This is a genomic window from Arthrobacter sp. AQ5-05 (genome assembly GCF_003287975.1).
GTDB lineage: Bacteria > Actinomycetota > Actinomycetes > Actinomycetales > Micrococcaceae > Paeniglutamicibacter.
The window spans coordinates 1-15,843 of the sequence record NZ_QMKQ01000049.1 but is presented as its reverse complement, the minus strand read 5'-3'; the positions used below and the strand labels follow the sequence as shown (position 1 = coordinate 15,843).

Sequence of the window (15,843 nt, the reverse complement as noted above, 5' to 3'; positions counted from 1 at the left end):
TAAACACCTTCGTGAGTACGCCCAGGGAGACGTGGTCTCCCAACCGTTCTGGACCTTCGGGCTTCACCCATCCGCTTCGTGCCATTCCAAAAGATTAACACACTTGAAGACTAAGTAAACGGTATTGGGGTTAGTCCTCGAGGTTGATTTCACGGGCCACAGTGGCTCCGATGGCGGCACGGACAATGTCCAGCACCCCCGTTGGGAGCGCGGAATCGATGGCCAAGACCGCAACGGCCTCGCCGCGCTCTTCCTTGCGGGCAACCTGCATGCCGGCAATGTTCACGCCCTGCTCGCCCAAGACGTTGCCCAAGGTACCAATTACACCCGGGCGATCTGCATAGCGCAGCACGATCATGTGGTCGGTGATCGGGATTTCGATTTCGTAGCCGTTGATGCCCACGAGCTTCTCGATCTGCTTCGGGCCTGTCAGGGTACCGGCAACCGAAAGCTGCGTGCCTTCGGTGGAAGCGCCCTTCACGGTGAGCAGATTGCGGTATTCGGGAGAATCCGGGGAGGTGACCAGACGGGTGGCCACGCCGCGCTGTTCCGCCAGCACAGGAGCGTTGACGTAGGAGACCTGGTCGGAGACGACATCCATGAAGACACCCTTGAGCGCCGAAAGTTCCAGGGCCTTTACATCCAGGGAAGCTATCTCTCCGGCAACGACAACGTCGATGCTGGTCAGGGAGCCAACGGTCAGCGCATTGAAGATGCGACCCAGCTTCTCGATCAGGGGGATGCCCGGGCGGACGTTTTCGTCAATGACACCACCGGCAACGTTGACCGCGTCGGGAACCAGCTCGCCGGCCAGAGCCAAGCGAACGGACTTGGCCACGGAGACGCCGGCCTTTTCCTGGGCTTCGTCGGTCGAGGCTCCAAGGTGCGGGGTGACCGTGACGTTTTCGAATTCAAAGAAGGGAAGATCCGTGCTCGGCTCCTGGACGAAGACGTCAATGCCGGCTCCGGCAATTTCCTCGTTCTTCAGCGCCGTGTAAAGCGCATCCTGGTCCACCAGGCCACCACGGGCCACATTAATCACATAGGCGGAGTTCTTCATCTTGGCAAAGGCGTCCTTGCCAAGCATGCCAACGGTTTCCGGGGTCTTGGGCATGTGGATGGTGATGAAGTCGGACTGGGCCAAAAGTTCATCCAGCTCCACCAGGGTTACGCCGAGCTGCTGGGCGCGTGCCGGGGTGATGTAGGGATCGTAGGCAAGGATTTCCATGCCAAAGCCCTGCAGGCGTGCGGCCACCAGGGCACCAATGCGGCCCAGGCCAATGATGCCGGCCTTCTTCTCAAATAGCTCGACACCGGTGTAGGAGCTGCGCTTCCAGGCACCGGCCTTCAGCGAGGCGTTGGCCGCCGGAATGCGGCGGGCCAGGGACACGATGTGCCCCACGGTCAGCTCCGCGGCGGAAATGATGTTGGAGGTCGGAGCGTTCACGACCATGACACCGGCCTGGGTGGCTGCCTTGATGTCAACGTTGTCCAGGCCGACACCTGCGCGGGCAATGATCTTGAGGTTCTTGGCTGCGGCAATTGCCTCTGCATCGATCTGGGTGGCCGAGCGCACGAGGATGGCATCCACGTCGGCAATGGCGGCCAGCAGCTGGGAGCGGTCCGCACCGTCTGTCTGCCGAATCTCGAAATCGGGACCCAACGCCGCAACTGTTGCGGGCGAGAGTTCTTCGGCCAAAAGGACGACTGGCTTGTTTACAGACACGGGGTGGCACCTTTGCTATTTCAGTGGGCTGGATGCATGGTCCGGGATCGACCGAACCAGAAAGCCCAGAATATCGCCCAGTACGTCATATACCCGGCTCCACGGCGCGATGTTACGGGATCGCGCAAGCGTTTTGTGAATATCTTCACAGGCATTTGGATTCCATCGGATTTCGTGGGACCCGGTACAAAACGGTCCCAAACGGTCGCTTCGCTCCACACTCCTCGGCTGAAGAGTGCAGCATGTCGCACTGGTGCCTGGAGGGTTCCCGCGAAGCCACTCAGCGCCACACCACGACTCGGTGCTTGCCGTTTGGCTTTGCCTCAAAGCGATGCCTCACTATTGGTTTCCAATCCTGATGCGACAGGGCTCTCGCGCCGCTGCGGATCGTGCCTCGGGCCCTCCAGCCGAACGTGACAGTTTCTCTGGAGAAGACTTCCTTTGCACACCTGTCGACCCCCTGCATCGATTCCGGTTTCGCTGCTTCCGACACGGGCCAAAGTGGCGCACCCCTTCGGGGCCCACCTAATATGGCCGCTGCTTTGGGCCCAAGGCGAACCGTACCAACGGAGATATGGAATCCTGTGTTGTCCGATGATCCTTTTCAGCGAACCACAAAGTCGGACTGCTAGTGTCGAGGCGGCCGGCATTCATCTTCACCACGAAAGGTTCGTCAACCTTGCCCCCAGAACAACAGCATGAATCGCCACGGCTCACCAGGCGTGCATTGTTGTCTCTAGCGGCACTGGCATCCGGAGGGGCTGCGCTTTCGCCTTGGGTATCCTCCGAACTTCCCAACCCTCCCGCACCAGCGCAAACTACCCCGAATTCCAAGCCGACGCCTGCACCCGGACCGCCCCCACTGCGCCAGCGCGATCCATTGCTGACAGCCACCTTGGCGAAGGCGCCGAACACTAGAGGTGCCATCGCCCGATTCCCAGGAGCCTTCCCGGCCCTCGGTCTCAAAGCGGTTGCGCCTTTGCCGGGGCTGGCCGCTGCCCCATTCCCTTGGCTGGCTGTATCAATAGTGGGTCCTATCCACCAATTACAGATCGTCAATCCGCTTTCCGGGGCTCCTGTTCACGTAGTCACCATCCCCGCTAGCCACAACGGTGGCATTGAATCACTGGTCTGGCACCGGGGCAGCAAGACCCTCTACCTAGCTACCGGCAGCAGCCTCTACGCGTGGAATCCGGCAAACCCCAAGCTGGTTCGCCGGATCGGCGAAGTCCCGGGAGCGAGCACAGTGTACGAGCTGACGCTGGACTCGGCCGGAAACGTCTGGGGAGGTACCTACCCCACTGGGACCACCTTCATCTACACTCCAGCAACAAAAAAGATACAGACCCACTCGCGGCTCGCTTCGGACACCCACTATGCCAGGCGCCTGGCCATCGGCCCGGACGACACGGTCTGGGTCGGCACCGGTTCATTGAACCCCCGGCTGTTCAGCTTCCCCGCGGCCAACCCGGGGCAGCGCACCGAAATCCAGTTGCCCGAGCCAATGTCCAACGGCTTCATTTCTTCCATCGCTGTTCTCGGGAACCGCGTGGTGGTGACTGCTAGTGACATCACAGCCGAGCTCCTGCTTGACCCAGCCAGCAACAGATGGGCAGGCCAGGTGAACCGCGTCTGGTCCGCCCGACGCACATCCGCGGAAGTCAAGGACAGCGGGCGCATCTACAGCATCACCAAGGGCGTCCTCTACTCCACCAACGTGTCGACGTGGCAGGACACCAAGTTGGGCCCGGTCGGACTAAACGCTCCCCTGGCCCTGATTGCCACTACCACCCAGGTACTCGTGGCCAGCCAGATCCCCACCGGACTGCGCTTGGAGTACTTCAACTTTGCCAGTGGCAACGTAACAACCGTACGCACAGTCTCGCTTACCCCCGGCGAATACAAGATCCAATCGCTCATGGGACATTCCGACGGGAAGATCTACGTGGGCGGCTACATGGGACACGGAGTAGCCGCGGTCAATCCCGACACCGGCGCCCGCTGGCACTCCCCCAACGATGAACATGTCGTCAACCAGGTCGAGCGCATGATCGAGTACAACGGCCAACGCAGCTACATCGGATCCTACGGATCCGCCGACATCATCAGCATGGACAACCGCAAGATGGACCGGCCGGATGGATACGTGCGGCTCGACAGGCTGAGCCGCAAATATCACCAATCCCGTCCCTTCGGTTGGGCCGTGAATTCACGCAACGTGTTCTTCGGGACTGTCCCTGACTACGGGCTGGCCGGCGGTGTGCTGGGAATGATCGACCCACGCACCAACAAGATCGCATGGGTGCTCGATGGCCGCGGCACGGGATTCGTCAAGGCCCACTCCATCATTGGTCTGACGGCCGACGAACATTACGTTTACGGAACCTCATCGGTGCGCAACGGCTATGGCTTGCCCGACACCAAAGGGCCAGCCAAGGTCTTCAAGCTGGAGATCGCGACCAAGAGGAAGATCTGGGAAAACACACCAGTGGCCACAGCGGGTGCGCTCTATGCGCCCAAACTCATTGCTGGATGGCTGCTCGTAGCTGACATCGAAGGCATCAACATCATTGATCCGGCCACCGGCAAGTTGGTGGCACGTCATCGTCTAACACAGGCCAGCAACGCTGCCACCCGCCCCGGCTGGGCCGATGCCGACCTCGCGCAGGTTCGCGACGGCTCCAAGGTTGTCCACAGCGCGGCGGGGACCACGACCGTCGTCGACTTCCGCGCCGGAACCAGGGCCGTCATCGGGAGCCCTGCGGGCAAGGAACGGTTCGGGAGCCGACTCGCGTCGACTCCGTCGGGCCGGGTCTTCGGCTACACCGACAAAACCGTATTGGTGGAGCTGGATTTGTTACCAGTCAAGGCTCCAGCACGCAAGAAGCCTGCCGTCCCAACGCAGCGTCCGGACGGTTAGTGGCTGGGCCACGAAAGTGGTCTCCCGGATTCCTGGCAATAACAGGGCACCATGGCAGGCTTTTTACTAGGCCCCGCGGACTGCGACCTCTCCCGGCTTCGCGTTCTCGGCGCCAAACACCAGGTAGCGGTTGGCGATCTTCTCGGTGAAGAAGCGGTCGTGACTAACCACTACCACGGCGCCCGGGAAGTGCAGCAGCGCGCGTTCCATGACCTGGGTGCTGGACATGTCCAGATGGTTCGTGGGCTCATCCAAGACCAGCACCGAGGCGCCCGAGAGCAGGCACATGGCCATGGCCACACGAGAACGCTGGCCTCCAGAGAGGTTGCCAATGCGGTTTTTCAAGTCGGCCTCGGAGAACTGGAACATGGCCAGGAAGCGGTTGACAGATTTCTTGGTGGCGGTGAAGGCCAAGGAATTGGGCATGGCGTTGACCGCGTGGGTCACGGTGTCCTCGTTGTCCAGTTCCTCAAGGATCTGGTTATAGGAAACGACCGCGGCGCCCTTGGTCCAGGTCACGTAACCCGAATCCTGCTTTTCCTCCTCGGTGAGCACCCGCAGCAGCGTGGACTTGCCACTGCCATTGGCACCGAGGATGACCAAGCGGTTGCCGCGGCGCACCTCGAAGCTGAGATCGGTGAATAGCGTCTTGTCCCCGTAGGACTTGGACAGGCCCTCCACCCGGCAGAGGGTGTCCTTGATATGCAGGCCGCCGTAGATCTCGGTGATGATCTTGTCCACGGGGCGCGGGGCCCGTGACTTCTTGATCTTCGAAAGCTTGTTGTCCAGCCCCTTGCTGGCGGCCTTGGCTGCCTCACGGCGGTCGGAAATGCCTTCGGCCTCGAAAGCCAGAAGCTCTGACTCGTGGACGAACTGCGATTCGAGGGTCTTGAGCTTGAACTGCTTGGCCACCACGTACTGGGCAAAGTTTCCCGGGTATTCGTGGAGGTGGAAGTTCTCTACCTCAACGATCCGGGTGACCACCGAGTCCAGGAACTTCCGGTCGTGCGAGACGATGATCGCCGCACCTTGGAATGACTTGAACCAGTTCTCCAGCCATTCAACGCCGGCAACGTCAAGGAAGTTGGTCGGCTCGTCCAGCAGGAGCACGTCCGGGTCCTCGAGCAGGATCTTGGCCAATGCGGCACGGTTGCGCCAGCCGCCGGACAAGGAATCAATGGGGCAAATGCGGTGGGCTTCATCGAAGCCAAGTTTTGTGAGCACGGTGTCAATGGTGCGAGGGTAGTCCCAGCCATCCAATCGATCCATGGATTCAAAGAGCTCCGACTGGCGATGGATCAAACGTTCCATCTCATCGGCCTTGGGATCGGCGGCAATCGCCTCATCAATCTCTGCAAGTTCCGCTTCGATCGCCTTGACCTCAACAAAGAGATCGTTTAGCACCTCGGAAATGGTGGCGGCACCGTTGAGTTCCGAGAACTGGGAGAAGTAACCGATCTTGGTTCCCAGTTCCACGGCGACCGTGCCGGTGTCCGGGGATACCTGGTCCAGGACCAACTTCAGCAGGGTCGACTTGCCCGAGCCGTTCCGCCCAATGAGTCCGACCCGGTCCCCCGCCTCGAGCTTGAAGAATGCCTCGCGCAGGATCTGGTTGTTTTCGAATCGAACGCTGACATCGTTTAGCCGGATCAAGCTCATGCTGGTGTGGTCCTATCAATAGCATCGGTGGTGGAATAACGGGCACGTTCCCCCATGCGGAGTCCGCTCGGTGAAATGGACACGAGCCAATACCGCTAAACACCATCAATGATTCTACAAGGCTTGGCCGCAGGCTCCCTCCGAGCTCTTCCTCAGTGGCTCAGCATCATGGCGCGTTTCCGCTTCCAATGCCACACTGGAAGCAGGAGGCGTGCCGTGTCTGCAAACGAATTCACCGGTTCACGCGACAGTTCTGCCCACGAACAACTCATCTGGGACTACATCGATTCCTTGCCCACCAGCGAGATCGACAACATCATCGGCCGAGCCGAGCGCAAGGTCGAGAAGATCGCCTACGGCATGCTGATGGCCGGTCGGCCCATCAATCTCAAGATCCGCAAGCGCCTGATCCAGTCCGCCATCCTGCGCGAACTCAACACCCGCGCGGGATGAACCGGGATCGTTCCGATGCCTCGACGGATTATTTGCCGGGCACCGTCCACCTGCGGCTACTTGGCATATGTTTCGGCATGGATGTGGTCCAGGTGCTTGGTGGTGTCGTTCCAGTTGTTGGTGAATTGTTGGCCGTACTTGCCGGGCGTCGAGTATTCTTCCCAGCCCTTGGCCGGTCCCAGCCAGATCTTGTCTTGCCAAATCAGGTACCTGACGCGCAGGGATTCCCTGTTGGCGATCAGGAAGTTGGCAATCTCGTCGCCGTTCCTGACGCCCTGGGCGGTCTTGTAGTTCTTGATCATGATGTCCGTGGCCAGCCCCTGGCTGTGTCCAACGGAACCCGGACGGACGCCGCCGTAGGAAGAGACGTAGTCCCCGAACCTGGACTCAACCGCATTCATGATGGCAACAGTCTCCGGCAGCAGCTGGGCCAGCGGAGTCTTGGTTAGGTAAGCCTCGGAGATCCACCCCATGCCATGGCGCGAAATCACCCGCGCCCATTTGTCCCGGGATTCCAGGTAGGTCACCTTTTCACCGGGTTGGATCTGGCCGATTACCGGATCCAAAGTCGAACTGCCCAGGCGTACGTTGACGGTTCCGGTGGCCCAGCGGTATTGGGTGACAGGCTTCGTTGGCGGGGCCGAGGTGGCGAGGTACAGCGCGCTCACCCAACCGGTGCCCTTGCTGGTCTTCACGTTCGCCCAGCCACCCGAGGAACGGCCAAGGAGCACCTTCTCCCCCACCGGGACGACGCCCATGGCGGCATGGTTCGTTCCGGCGCCCGAGCGCAGGTAGAGGTTTGCTGTGGTCCAACGCGGGGAAGTGAAGGTGGTTTCATCGGGTTTTGGCGCAGGAGGCTTGGGTGCCGAAGTTGCCAGGTAGTCGGCGCTGACCCAACCTATCCGTCCGCCCACCTCGATGTTGGACCAGCCGCCGGAAGCCGTGCCGAGCATGACCCGCTCCCCCTTGGAAACCACTTCAATAATGCTGTGGTTGGTTCCGGGTCCCGAGCGGAGATTGACATTGGCCGTGGCCCAGCGCGGGATGTTGAAGATTACCGGTGGTTTGGAAGGCAGAACCTGGTTCACCCTCGTGGACAAGCCCTTGGATTCCATCCAGCCAATACCGGCGCTGGTCCGCACCTGCTGCCAGGAACCCGAAGTCCGCAACCACTGCACCTTCGTGTTCATCGGCATCGAGATGATTGCCTTACTGGTGGTGCTCGCGCCTGCGTAGGCTCGCTGGCTGCCGTTGACCCAACGATAGATCACCGCGGGGCTGGTCTTGCTCAGCGTGGACGACGGGACAAATCCGGTCTTCCCCGAAACTACGATCTTGGTCCAGGAACCGGACCTGCCGAGCACCTCGACCTTGGTCTGGCGGTGGATCGTGACCAGGTTCGCCGAGGAGGCAGAGGCCGCACTCTTCACCGTGATGTACGCGTTGGCGTAGTTGTAGACCTTGGGCTTCGCGGGTGGCTTGATTGCCGCATTCGAGAGCTTGCTCGACGGCATCCAGCCGATGCCGGCGCTGGTGCGCACCTGCTGCCACGAGCCATAATTACGCAGCCATTGGATTTTCGTGTTGTTCGAGAGCGTAGCGAGCTTCCTGCTGGAGGTATTGGTGCTCTGAAAGACCGGTTGGTTGCCCTTCACCCACCGGTAAACGGCCGCGGGGTTCGATGTGCTGAGGGCATTGGACGGAACGTACCCCGTCTTTCCCGACACAACAACCTTGGTCCAAGAACCGGTCTTGCCAATGACCTCAACCTTGGTCTGGCGGTGGATTGTCACGAGGTTGACCGACGAGGCGGCTGCCTTGGCCTTCACCGTGGTGAAGGCCTTGGTGTAGTTGTACACCTTGGGCTTCGCCGGAGCCTTGATCGCCTTTGTGGAAAGCTTGCTTGATTGCATCCAACCAATGCCGGCGCTGGTGCGCACCTGCTGCCACGAACCCGAGGTCCGCAGCCACTGGATCCTGGTGTTGTTCGACAGGGTGCCAAGCTTCTTGGTGGTCGTGTTGGTGGACTGGAACACCGGCTGCTTGCCGTTAACCCAGCGGTGTACGGCAGCCGGGTTGGTCTTGTCCAAGGTGCTGGCAGGAACAAATCCGGTCTTGCCTGACACCTTGACCTGGATCCAAGACCCGGTCTTGCCAAGCACCTCAACCTTCGTCTGGCGGTGGATCGAGAGCACGTTCGTTGAACTTGCCGCTGCCTTGGCCTTCACCGTGGTGAATGCCTTGGCATAGTTGAAGACCTTGGCCGTGGTGGCCGGAACCGGTTTGAGGAAGTTGCCCGACACCCAGCCCGTTTTCGACTTGTAGGTGACCTGGTTCCAGATGCCACTGGTCTTGAGAATCGTCAGCCGGGTGTTCTTGGGAATCACGACCAGCGAGGCCGACTTCACATTGGTGGTCTTGCGCAGGTTCAGGTTGGCCGTGGTCTGTTTGACCGGTTTCGCCTTGGCGGTGTTGATGCCGACCGAGGCAATCGGCGCAAGCGGCTGTGCGGTGGCAATGGTGGTTGGCCCGCCAACCAGCGCAACGGCAAGGGCCAGCGCTACTCCAAGGTGTTTACGCTGCAATGTGGGCTCCTGGAAAAAGGTGTGACGATCAAGGCATAACAGTACCCAATAACGTCACGTCGGGGTTGGTTTCCTTGGAAATATCCGTTCTGGCCGAAAACTTGCGCCACAGAATGTCCACGCAGCCAAGCGGCAAAGGCTCTTCACCTGCCGTCAGTGGCTCGTCCGTATCAGGTGCCGGATCGGTGCCCAAGTTTTTCCCCGCGGAACGGGAACGTCGAAAGGTGGAGCTGCTGCCCGCGGCACACCCAGTCTCCCGAAGCGTTGCGCTTTGCCCATGAAAAGGCATGGGCGCGATGCCTGTACGTGCTTCAAAGACGTACCCGCAGCGCGCCCATGGCGATTCCCGTTAGCCTTGTCGGGCTTTCATACGGGGGTTTTTCTTGTTGATGACAAAGACCTTGCCACGACGTCGAACAACCTGGGCTCCGGGTATCTTCTTCAGCGAGCGGATGGAATTGCGCACTTTCATTCTTTGTCCTTTTGTAGGTGTTGCAGCAAAAATATATTCAAGGCAAACGCCTTGGTTTCAGGCCAAGTCGGTGAGCCGGAGGGCATCCTCGAAATCCGGTGTCCCCAGGATTTCGGCATCGGTGAGCTCGCAGGAGTGAAGGAGCGCCGCCAATTCAACGGCGTCGTTGCTGTCACTTGTCAGCGCCATATGCGTGCGAGCCGTTTCCGCGCCCCATGTCCCCTGGTTTTCGATCCAAACGAAGGGACCCGCACCGCCAAGCACCACCTTCGTTGCCGGTGAATTTCCGATCCACAGCGTGCCTCGCAACCACACGCATCCCTCGGCCAGCCAGCCCAGCGCTTCCTTGAGCCGCCCCGGGTGCAACGGTCGCTCAGCCCGCAATTCGATTGTTGTGAACGGTCCGTCCTTGACCATCTTCTCCCTGGAAGTTCCGGCACTGCGGACATGGACGTTTCCGGGCGTGGAGCGCCGACGAGCAGCCTCCGGCTCATGGGCATTGAGTGCAAGCCCCTGGTCGGGGTGGATCACGGCCAAGTGCGGCCCCAGCTCCCCGAGCAGCTGGGCTCCGCGAAGGAACAGTTCGCCTCCGGATTGGCAGCCGGGGGCCTCGGCCTCAAAGAGGTGGGCAAAGAGCCCCTCGAGCAACAGCGCGGTATCGGCAAAGGCGATTTCCTTGGCAAGAAATTCCCCCGCGGTCCGGTCATCGTCTTGCACGCTGCTGAGCCCCGCCTGCCAGAGGGTGCGGGTGTCCCACATCTGGTCCTCAAGCTCGGCCGGGTCCAGCGCGAGGGAGACCGAATCAATGTTTATCCCCCGCACGGCCAACAGCGGACCGAGAATTTCGAGCACCATGCCCGCGTTCACGCTTGGCGGCAGCCCCACGAAAACGTCCCTGGGTGCGGCGTCGAGGACTCGAGTCACCGTGGGCACCACGTCCAACCTGACAGTGCAGGTGAGACAGCCATGCTCCAGCGCAATTTCGGTGCGGTCGACTTCGACCGCACCGCGGGACACGCGGCGCAGCACCCGTTCGCCCTCGAGCAAGTCGTGGCGAACCACCATGGCCTCGGGGTTGGTCGCCACCAATGCGTCCAGCGCCTTGTCTCGGACGTGGGCTTCAAGCGAAGTTACAAGTATGAGAGTCACACCAGCCACAGTATCTAAGAATGATTCTCATTAGCAAGTTGCGGCCAAACATGGTCCTCGTAGTGTTCGGGCCCTGGGCAGGTCCTGCCGCGGGCCCGAACGCTCCAACCAGTCGAAGGACCGTTGAATCAATGGGGCTCGTGGTGCACCGGGACCACGACGACCGGCAGCGTCTGGTGGGCGATCACGCGGTGCGCGGTCGTTCCGTTCAGCAGTTCCGACAACCTGGCACCGACGCCCTGGTGCCGGGTGCCAACCACGATCATGCGCGCATGCAGCTCGCTGCCGAGCCGCGCCAGCGCCTTCCCGGGGTCCCCGGCCAGCACGCGGAAAGACCAGGAAATCTTCGAACCGGCCATGGCGCTGTCCAGGATCCGCAGGATGTCGCGTGCGTCCTCGGTCATGTCCTCGTCGATTTCCTTGGGATGCAGCGAGTTGCCTCGGATGTCTTCCTTCAACTCCCATTCGACCAGGTAGCTGTTGATCTCCACATAGGCAAAGACCAATGGTGCCCCCAACTCCTCCGCCAACGTCCTCGCCTCAAGCACCACCCGCCGTGGCTGCTTGGGCAGCACCCCGACGACAATCGGGCCCACTCCCCCGACGTTGGGCGTTTCCTTGTCCATCATGGCCTCCTTAGCGTCGTTGCAATCCAACCTCTATCTAGTTGATATTTTCCGCCCATATTTCCGGGAGGGGAACACCAACTTGCATCAACCTTCCCTTGGACTTCCCGTTGCTGTCCGGTGTTAGGCGTCGCATCGGATGACCGTGGATAACCGCGTTGCCTGACGACGAGGCATTTGCCTTCGGGTTTCCCGGCCCGCCCCTTGACGTTCCTCGTCGGCGGCGTCAGGCTGACGACAGACCTTCGTTCCCGGAATTCCGTCCGGGCACTTAAAGACGAACGACCCGGTGCCAGTTTCGAAGCCGCACCAGGTCGTTCTGACGCGAAATCGAGTCGCGCTGATGCTTACGGTAAGCCACGATCCCGCCGCTGTCGAATCCCAGCTCCTGGGCCGCGAACTTCCCTGCCCCCGATGTCAGGGCCGGCTGCGGCCCTGGGGCTTCGGGACGGCACGGGTCATCCGCTGCGGAACACCGGTCCGGAACCGCTGGTTCACCCCGCGCCGGGCCCGCTGCCGCGGCTGCCGGGCCACCCACATCCTCTTGCCCGCCGAGTTTTCCTGCCGCCGGGCCGATCACGTGGATGTCATCGGGCAGGCCGTGGAACTGGGCGCCGCCCAGGGGCTGGGGCACCGGAAGATCGCTGCGATCCTGGAGCGTCCCGAGTCCACGGTGCGGGACTGGCTCCGCACCTTCCGGGCGAACGCCCCGGCCATCACCGAAGCCTTCGCCGCCCGGGTGCACCGGGCGACCGCCGAGGCCCTGGAATTCTGGCCGGCACCGGCAAAGACCGCCGCGGCCAATGCGTGGGGCATGCTGATGGCCCACGCCCGGGTCCTGTCTCGCCTGCACGGCACGGCCGCCGGCGTCGTGGTCACCATGACGTGGCATGAGGCTGCCCTGTTCGCGCATGGTCCGTGGTTCTTCAGCGAGGCCGGGTGGCCCGAAAGCGTGCAACACCAGCCCGCCCTGCCGCGACATCGGTAAGTGGGCAAAGGTGGGGTTCACGTGCCGTTTCCGGATGCCCGGAGGCTGCGCTGACCCGTGCTTCACCCCACCGGAAGGATCTTTTTGATGACCAGTGCTCCAGCCCACCCACCCCTTGAGCTTGGTGCTGCCCCGCAGCCACCGGGTTCCATGCCGCCACCGGTCCCTGTCTCGCCGCCGGCGTCCGTTCTTTCCCCGGTGCCGCCGAATCCGGCCCCGCGGGCCACGACCCCGCTGATGCGCAAGGAACACCGCGAGAAGATCGCCTTGTTCAGATACCAGGTGATCCGGGCTGCTGCCGACCATTCCCTGACGACCCGGCAGCGCGGGCCCCTGGTCCGCGCCCTGGCCGAGGTCGACCATCCGTGGCCGTTCGGCGGGACCCGCCGCTACTCCCGCGAAACCCTGGACCGCTGGATCCGGGCCTGGCAGTCCCGCGGCTTCGACGGGCTGAAACCCGACGAACGCGCCTCCACCCCCTACACCGACTCGAGCGTGCTGGCCCTGGCCGAATCCCTGAAGCGGGAGAAACCGAACCGGACCGCGGCGCAGGTCAAGAGGATCATCGCCGAGGCCATGGGCACCGCCCCCTCGGAAACCACGCTGCTGCGCCACTTCCGCTCCAGGGACATTCCCACCGGTGTTCGGCCGGTGGCCACCGGCCGCTTCGAAAGCGACCATCCGAACGAGATTTGGGTGGGTGACGCCCTGCACGGGCCCAAGATCAACGGCAGGAAAACCTACCTCTTCGCGTTCCTTGACGACCATTCCCGCATGGTCACCGCCGCCCGCTGGGCCTGGGCCGAGGACGCCATCAGGCTCGGCGCGGTCCTGCGCCCGGCCTTCGAAACCTACGGCATCCCCGAGGTAACCTACCTGGACAACGGGGCCGCCATGGTTGACAAGTCCCTATCGCGGACCTGCGCCAAGCTCGGGATCCGGCTCGTGCATTCGGCCCCGTACCGGCCCCAGGGCAGGGGCAAGATCGAACGCTTCTTTTCGACGGTCACCAGCCAGTTCTTGGGCGAAATCACCGTCACCGACACTCCCATGCTCCCGGGCACCGACCCCGCGGCCGGCTCCCAGATCAGCACCCTGAAGGAACTGAACACGCTGTTCACCGGGTGGGTGAACATGGCCTACCACCACCAGCAGCACACCACCACCGGGCAAACGCCGCTGGCCCGCTGGGAGGCGGCCTGGGAGCACCGCACCCCGGTGCGCAAGTCCCTGGATCAGATCCGCGAGGCGTTCCTCTGGTCCGATGTCCGCACCGTTTCCAAGACCGGGACCGTGTCCCTGCATTCGAACACCTACGAGGTCGATCCGCTGCTGGCCGGCACCAGGGTGGAACTGGTCTATGACCCCTTCGACCTGGACGGGCAGGTCGCGGTGAACAACCACCACGGCCACGCGGCCGGGCAAGCGAAAATCCTGAAGATCGGGCGGCACGTGCATGCCAAGGTCGCCAACGCCGCGAGGGACAACGACGCGTCCGCGAACATCGCCACCGGGATCAACTACCTGGACCTGGTCGCGACCCGGCACCGTGAGTCACGCACCGCCGCACCGATCAGCTTCGCCGACATCCACCAGAACACCGAGCAGAAAACCGGGGCCATCCGATGACTTCGATCTCCACCCTGCAAACGCATTTCGGGTTCACCCGGCTTCCCTTCGGCCGCAACATCCCGCCGGCCGCCCTGACCCAGCATCCCGGGCACCGCGAGGCGGTCGCCCGCATCCGCTGGTGCATCGAGCACCGCCGCATGGGCGTGATCGCCGGGGAAGTCGGCGCCGGGAAGACCGTCGCGGCCCGCGCCGCCCTGGACCAGCTCGAACCCTCCCGCCACCAAATCATCTATGTCCCGGACCCGACCATCGGCATCCGCGGGATCCGCTCGGCGATCGTCACCGCCCTGGGCGCCACGCCCTCGTTCTTCTCCGGGGCGCTGGCCGCGCAGGCCGCCGCCCTGCTCGCCGGGGAACTGGACGAGCGCTCCCGCCTGCCCGTGATCCTGATCGATGAGGCGCACCTGCTTTCGGTGGAGGACCTCGAGGCGCTGAGGATGCTCAGCAATGTTTCCATGGATACGGAGTCGCATTTCGCCCTCCTGCTGATCGGCCAGCCGACCCTGCGCCGGCAGTTGAAGATGGCGGTGCTCTCGGCTTTGGACCAGCGGATCGGGACCCGGTACACCATCGGCCCGATGACCTTGGAGGACACCGCCGACTACATCAAGGGGCACCTGGGGTTCGCCGGCCGGGCCGACCCGCTGTTTTCCGAGGACGCGGTCAAGGTCATCCATCAGGCCTCCCGCGGCTACCCGCGCACCGTGAACAACCTGGCCCTGGCCGCGCTCATGGCCACCCGCTCGGCGCAGGGCGCGATCGTGGACCAGTCCGCGGCGCAATCGGCGGTCACTGAGTTCACCGAATAGCGGCACCCGGCGCCGGTGACGACCACGCCGCCGCCTTGGCCATGGACGCCCCTCCGGGATCTTCCTGGAGGGGCGTTTCCTTACCCGGTCCGTCGTCAAACTCGGTGGCGGCTTCATCGTCAAATAACGCGGCGGTCAACATCCGGTGCCATGAACCACCAGCCACCCGGGGTTTACCGCCCGTCCATGTGAACGCGAACAGAACGACATACGCCATCGATACGTTGGGATTCCATGCGTGCACCGGCATTGTCCCGGGGCCCGTAACCGGCAGCACTTGCGCAACGGCGGATCTTGCCAAGGCACGTATGGCTCTCGCATCCCCACATGAAGGAAGACATGACCCAGACCCAGATTCCGGTGCGCCGGCATAGGCGGGGCATTGCCTCAGCCGTGCTGCTCGCCGTGCTCGGCGGGGCGCTTGCCGCACCCGTGCCATCCTTTGCCGCTTCGGCGGTTCCCACCGACCCGGTCATCTCGACGACCGACACGACCTGGCAGTACCTCGATGACGGTTCGGATCCCGCGGCAGGCGCCGAGTCGCTGCGCGCCTGGACCACCCCAGGTTTCGATGATGCCGGGTGGAAGAGCGCCAAGGGAAGCTTTGGAGCCAAGAACGGCAAGCTTGCCGCCGTTGGCCCGCACACCCCGGCCACCTTGCTGAACCACTACCTGGACGGCGCCGCCGCACCAACGATCTGAACCGCCCCGGGTTTAATGGAGGGTGTTGAATCCTTGAAAGGATGAACACCATGGCACCACCGAAGAAATATCCAGATGAGCTTCGCCAGCGAGCAGTCCGCCTCGTGATGGACGCCCAGAAG

13 protein-coding genes are annotated in these 15,843 nt (G+C 62.5%); 6 read left to right on the top strand and 7 right to left on the bottom strand.

Going from position 1 to position 15,843, the window contains the following annotated elements:
• Positions 1-130: 130 nt before the first annotated feature.
• The gene (gene serA / locus DQ353_RS20555) at positions 131-1,726 is read right to left on the bottom strand and encodes a phosphoglycerate dehydrogenase (protein ID WP_113765048.1); all 1,596 of its coding nucleotides are present in this window, start codon (positions 1,724-1,726) and stop codon (positions 131-133) included.
• An 880-nt stretch (positions 1,727-2,606) separates the two neighbouring features.
• Between serA and DQ353_RS20550 the strand changes: the two genes are divergently transcribed.
• Complete coding sequence (locus DQ353_RS20550) at positions 2,607-4,646, top strand: hypothetical protein (RefSeq protein ID WP_181578541.1); 2,040 nt, start codon at positions 2,607-2,609, stop codon at positions 4,644-4,646.
• A 66-nt stretch (positions 4,647-4,712) separates the two neighbouring features.
• Here DQ353_RS20550 and DQ353_RS20545 read toward each other — a convergent pair whose 3' ends face one another.
• Complete coding sequence (locus DQ353_RS20545) at positions 4,713-6,305, bottom strand: ABC-F family ATP-binding cassette domain-containing protein (protein WP_113765046.1); 1,593 nt, start codon at positions 6,303-6,305, stop codon at positions 4,713-4,715.
• Positions 6,306-6,521: 216 nt separating this feature from the next.
• Here DQ353_RS20545 and DQ353_RS20540 point away from each other — a divergent pair, with 216 nt between their 5' ends.
• A complete protein-coding gene (locus DQ353_RS20540; protein ID WP_113765045.1) occupies positions 6,522-6,758 on the top strand; it encodes a hypothetical protein in 237 nt (78 codons plus the stop codon).
• 56 nt (positions 6,759-6,814) lie between these two features.
• Here DQ353_RS20540 and DQ353_RS20535 read toward each other — a convergent pair whose 3' ends face one another.
• From DQ353_RS20535 to DQ353_RS20520, 5 genes are all read right to left on the bottom strand, one after another.
• Positions 6,815-9,343, bottom strand: coding sequence for an SH3 domain-containing protein (locus DQ353_RS20535; RefSeq protein ID WP_113765044.1), 2,529 nt, complete (start codon positions 9,341-9,343; stop codon positions 6,815-6,817).
• Between the two features lie 28 nt (positions 9,344-9,371).
• On the bottom strand, positions 9,372-9,536 hold the full coding sequence (locus DQ353_RS21890) for a hypothetical protein (RefSeq protein ID WP_181578540.1): 165 nt from the start codon (positions 9,534-9,536) through the stop codon (positions 9,372-9,374).
• A gap of 156 nt (positions 9,537-9,692) precedes the next feature.
• A complete protein-coding gene (ykgO, locus tag DQ353_RS20530; RefSeq protein ID WP_071216524.1) occupies positions 9,693-9,815 on the bottom strand; it encodes a type B 50S ribosomal protein L36 in 123 nt (40 codons plus the stop codon).
• Between the two features lie 57 nt (positions 9,816-9,872).
• Positions 9,873-10,964 (bottom strand): GTP-binding protein, encoded by a 1,092-nt coding sequence (locus DQ353_RS20525; protein ID WP_146755362.1) that lies wholly within the window; start codon positions 10,962-10,964, stop codon positions 9,873-9,875.
• A gap of 128 nt (positions 10,965-11,092) precedes the next feature.
• The gene (locus DQ353_RS20520) at positions 11,093-11,590 is read right to left on the bottom strand and encodes a universal stress protein (RefSeq protein ID WP_181578539.1); all 498 of its coding nucleotides are present in this window, start codon (positions 11,588-11,590) and stop codon (positions 11,093-11,095) included.
• 343 nt (positions 11,591-11,933) lie between these two features.
• On the opposite strand from DQ353_RS20520, the gene DQ353_RS20515 reads away from it, so the two are divergent.
• The 4 genes from DQ353_RS20515 to DQ353_RS21885 all read left to right on the top strand — a co-directional run bounded on the left by DQ353_RS20515 (position 11,934) and on the right by DQ353_RS21885 (position 15,721).
• Entirely contained in the window at positions 11,934-12,578 is a 645-nt protein-coding gene (locus DQ353_RS20515; protein WP_113765041.1) for a helix-turn-helix domain-containing protein, read from the top strand.
• An 87-nt stretch (positions 12,579-12,665) separates the two neighbouring features.
• Positions 12,666-14,207 carry a DDE-type integrase/transposase/recombinase gene (locus DQ353_RS20510; RefSeq protein WP_113765040.1) on the top strand — a complete coding sequence of 514 codons (1,542 nt, stop codon included), beginning with the start codon at positions 12,666-12,668 and terminating at the stop codon, positions 14,205-14,207.
• Entirely contained in the window at positions 14,204-15,019 is an 816-nt protein-coding gene (locus DQ353_RS20505; protein WP_113765039.1) for an ExeA family protein, read from the top strand. Before DQ353_RS20510 ends, DQ353_RS20505 begins: the two co-directional genes overlap by 4 nt.
• 339 nt (positions 15,020-15,358) lie before the next feature.
• Entirely contained in the window at positions 15,359-15,721 is a 363-nt protein-coding gene (locus DQ353_RS21885; RefSeq protein WP_181578538.1) for a hypothetical protein, read from the top strand.
• Positions 15,722-15,843 lie beyond the last annotated feature (122 nt).